Genomic DNA, 4,662 nt, shown 5'->3' on the forward strand with positions numbered 1-4,662 from the left:
CATAAGCCTCTTTTTTATATCTAGTTAAAATTATATTTATCCATTATAGGTTTTCTTCCAAGTCTTATATCATTAAAGTACTCATAGAAGCATATTCCCATAAATCCTGCAGTTATATTGTAGACATCTTTAAATCCTAAATGCTGTAATAATAAGCACGCATTGTAACTTCTCTGTCCACTCTTACAATGTATAAAAATCTCTCTGTCTTTAGGAAGCTCTCCTATTCTATCTCTTATTTCACTAAGAGGAATATTTACAGATCCATTAATGTGTCCAGCTTCATATTCATTTTTTTCTCTCACATCAAGGATAAATTTATTGTTTTCTACAAGCTCTCTCATTTTACTGAAATGCACCTGTTTATAGCTTCCATCTAATAGATTTGTTGCTATATATCCTCCATAGTTAACAACATCTTTTGCTGTTCCAAATGGTGGTGCATAGCAAAGTTCCAAATCTTTTAAATCATCAATTGTTCCACCGAATTTAATTACTGTAGCTATAACATCTATACGTTTTGCCACATCTCCTTTTCCTATTGCCTGTGCTCCAAGTATTCTTCCTGTTGGTACCTCATATAGAAGCTTGAAGTGTAGAAATCTTGCTGTTGGCATAAGTTTTACACTGTCAAAAGGGATAGACTCTACAGTTTCATATTTAATAGATAAATTTCTATCTTTTATTATATTCTCAGTAAGTCCAGTTGCTGCTCCATTATAATCAAAAACTTTTATTACAGAAGAACCGATAAATCCTCTGTTATCTATTCTCATTCCATTTATATGGTCTGCTACTCCTCTTGCCTGTTTCTGTGCAGGTCCTGCAAGAGCAAGTTTGAAGTAGTCATTGTAAAGAGCATTATATACCTCAATAGCATCTCCTACTGCATATATATCTCTATCAGATGTCAAATAATTCTGATCAACTTTTATCCCACCTGTTTTTCCAACTTCAAGTCCAGCTTTCTTAGCAAGTTCAATATCTGGAGTTACTCCAATTGCTAAAACTACTGCTTCTGCCTCCACTTTTTTACCAGACTCAAGAACTACCATATTCTTTTCAAATTCTACAACCTTATCCTCTACAATAAGATTTACTCCTTTATCATGTAGTTCTTTATGAAGAATCTGTACCATATCATAGTCAAATACTCTCAAAATCTGATTTGCTGCTTCTATAAGTGTTACGTCATAACCAGCTTCTCTTAAGTTTTCAGCAGTTTCTATTCCTATGAATCCTCCACCTATTACTGTTACTTTTTTCTTTTCACAAGTTTTTACAAATTTATTTAATCTATCTATATCAACTACATTTCTAATAGTAAAGATATTTACATTTTCAATTCCTTTTATTCTTGGTACTATAGGTTTTGCTCCCATTGAAAGAATAAGCTTATCATATTTTTCCTTATAATTTTCTCCAGTTAAAATATTTTTAACAGTTATCTCTTTATTTTCTCTATCTATATCTATAACTTCACTATTAACTCTTGCATCAATATTATATTGAGCCATAAACTTCTCAGGTGTCATTAAAACAAGTTTATCAGCACTGTCCACAATACCACTTAGGTGATAAGGTAAACAGCAGTTAGAAAATGATACGTGAGGTCCTCTCTCAAACATCACTATCTGATCTTCTTCGCTATGTCTTCTCAATCTTGCAGCTGCTGATGCCCCTCCAGCAACTCCACCAATTATAGCTATTTTTTTCATATAATCAACCCCTTAATCAATTATCCCATCTACGTTAACTTGATATAAATGGTATATATAATATAACAGCTTTAGACTCTTTAGTCAACATTTCTATTTTTGCAAAAAATAAAAGTTCCCAGCAAGATAATCTTGCCAGGAACATTTATAATACTAAGTGTGATCTAAGCCTCTACTCCTGAAGGACATTGAACAGCTACTGGTTCCTCTGCTTCTAAAGGAATTTCACCATTTTTATCCCAGCACTCTACTCCTGTACTGTCATCTAGTACATCAATTGTAAATACTGGATCAAGTCCCATTTTCTTAGAGTTTACATAATGTTGCATAGTTTGAATAGCTGGTTTTCTTAACATAACTATTGCATAGATGTTAAAGATTGCCATTAAAGCCATAAACAAGTCTGCTGTATTCCATACAATTGCTGATTCTCTTACAGCACCGAAGAATACCATTATCATAACTAAAACTCTGAATATTTGAATTTTTATTCCCTTGTCAGCATTTAAGTACTCAAGGTTTGTTTGTCCATAATAGTAGTTTCCAATAATAGTAGTATAAGCAAATAGTACAATACAAAGTAGTAAGAATATATCTCCAACACTTCCTAATTGAGCTTTCATAGCAGCTTGAGTATATCCAATACCATCTAGTTTCTGATCTAATACTCCTGAGAATAAAATTATAAATGCAGTTGCTGTACATACTCCAAGTGTAGCTACATATACACCTAAAGTTTGAATAAGACCTTGTTTAGCAGGGTGTGATGCTGAAGCTGATGCTCCTGCGTTAGGTGTACTTCCCATTCCAGCCTCGTTAGAGAATAATCCTCTTTTTACCCCTTGCATAACTATCATTCCAAGAGTTCCACCACCAAATGCTTTAAGTCCAAAAGCATTTGCAAATATTAAGCTCATTACTGAAGGTAATTCACCAATATTTTTTACAACTACGAATAAAGCAACTAAAAGATAGCTTGCTCCCATTAATGGAACTATGATTTCAGATACTTTAGCTATTCTCTTCATACCACCATAAATAACTGCAGCTGTTAATACTACTACAACAATACCACTTTTAACTCTGTCTATTCCAGCAAAGTTTTCAATAGCAATAGTCATTGTATTAGCTTGAACTGCGTTAAATATTAGCCCGTAAGTGATAGTTAATAAAACTGAGAAAGCTATACCCATCCATTTTTTCTTCATAGCTTTTTCCATGTAGAAAGCTGGTCCACCTCTAAATAATCCATCTTTTTTCTCTTTATAAATTTGTGCCAATATATTTTCAACGATACTTAAACTTCCAACTACTAGAGTTAATACCCACATCCAAAATACAGAACCTGGTCCTCCAAGTGAAATTGCTATTGCAACTCCAGCCAAGCTTCCAGTTCCAACTTTAGAACCTGCACTAACACAGAAAGCTTGGAAAGGTGATATACCTCCACCCTCTTTTTTCTCAAGCATGATTTTGAACATCTCTTTGATTTGAGTTAAGTTCGCAAATTTTAGTTTAAAAGTAAAATAAAGTCCTGATACAGTAAGTAAAATAATTAAAACGTATCCCCAAAGTATCCCATTTAAAAAATTTATTATGTTGCCTAACATGTTTCCTCCCTTAATTTTTGTGTTATTCTAGAAGATTGAGAACTTAAGTTCACTTGATAAATCTTCTAGCAGATGTAGTCCTGCTATAGAGTTTCCTCTACTGTCTAGTGAAGGACCATAAACTCCAATTCCAAGTTTTCCTGGAACAACTCCTACTATTCCTCCACCTACACCACTTTTACATGGTATTCCAACTCTTACAGCAACTTCTCCAGAACTATCATACATTCCACAAGTTACCATTAAAGTTTTCACAATTGTAGCCACTCTAGGTGAAACTACCTGTTCTCCTGTACTTAACTTACCATTGTTTGCCAAAAATAATCCGATTTTAGCTATTGTGTGTGCTGTAACTTCAATTGAGCATTGTTTGAAATATACTCTTAAAGCATCTTCAACATCTCCTTCGATTATTCCTTCGCCCTTAAGGAAATAACCCATTGCTCTGTTTCTGTTACCAGTTTCACTTTCTCCACAATAGATTTTGTAGTTTACATCCAAAGTATCATCTTCTGAAACACGTTTAAAGAAATCCAATAATCTTTGGAATTTTTCTCTTGCATCGCTACCCTTTATCATTGAACATACAGCAATTGCTCCTGCATTGATCATAGGGTTATACGGTTTACTTGAACAAGTTTCCAATTTTCTTATAGAGTTGAATGGATCTCCTGTAGGTTCCATTCCAACTTTTGAAAAAACATACTCTTCGCCATTATCTAAAATAGCTAACATTAAACTTACAATCTTAGAAATACTTTGCACTGTAAATTTCTTTTCACAATCTCCAGCACAGTAGTGGTTCCCTTCGTTATCAAGAATGCATATACCTAAAGCATCTTTTGGTGCTTTATCTAATTCTGGAATATAGTTTGCTACATTTCCGTCCTTAGTGAATGGTAAATTCTTTTTTATCAATTTACTTAGCAAATCTTGCATATTATTCACTCCTTTTTTCTTTTGCAATGTTATCAAATAACAAGAAATATATTTTTTTCACATTTTTTGTCACATAATAAATCATATATGCTTTTTATCCTATTGTCAATGATAAAAATTTGTTTTATATATAACTTGAATTCATTTTATATATGTTATTCTATATATTAGATTTATATAACAAAATTATGTTAGGCAACACAATATTTCTTATTATACATATACAACATCAATAGTATTGATATATATATAATATGTCATATTTTACCACATTTTTTCTTGTTTTACGAGAGTTTATTTCTGTTTTCTTCTCTACTATTGCATAGTCCCTTATAATATAAAGAGTAATCTTGTAAAAAAATAAAATAGTTGTGATATTATATCAAATTTTTCAC

The 4,662-nt window shown here is 32.3% G+C and carries 3 protein-coding genes; all 3 read right to left on the reverse strand.

Going from position 1 to position 4,662, the window contains the following annotated elements:
- Positions 1-20 precede the first annotated feature (20 nt).
- The gene (locus IX290_RS11135; protein ID WP_211493264.1) at positions 21-1,718 is read right to left on the reverse strand and encodes an FAD-dependent oxidoreductase; all 1,698 of its coding nucleotides are present in this window, start codon (positions 1,716-1,718) and stop codon (positions 21-23) included.
- 164 nt (positions 1,719-1,882) lie between these two features.
- The gene (locus tag IX290_RS11140; RefSeq protein ID WP_211493265.1) at positions 1,883-3,328 is read right to left on the reverse strand and encodes an alanine/glycine:cation symporter family protein; all 1,446 of its coding nucleotides are present in this window, start codon (positions 3,326-3,328) and stop codon (positions 1,883-1,885) included.
- A 27-nt stretch (positions 3,329-3,355) separates the two neighbouring features.
- Positions 3,356-4,267, reverse strand: coding sequence for a glutaminase A (gene glsA / locus IX290_RS11145; protein WP_211493266.1), 912 nt, complete (start codon positions 4,265-4,267; stop codon positions 3,356-3,358).
- Positions 4,268-4,662 lie beyond the last annotated feature (395 nt).

Source organism: Fusobacterium sp. DD2, assembly GCF_018205345.1.
GTDB lineage: Bacteria > Fusobacteriota > Fusobacteriia > Fusobacteriales > Fusobacteriaceae > Fusobacterium_A.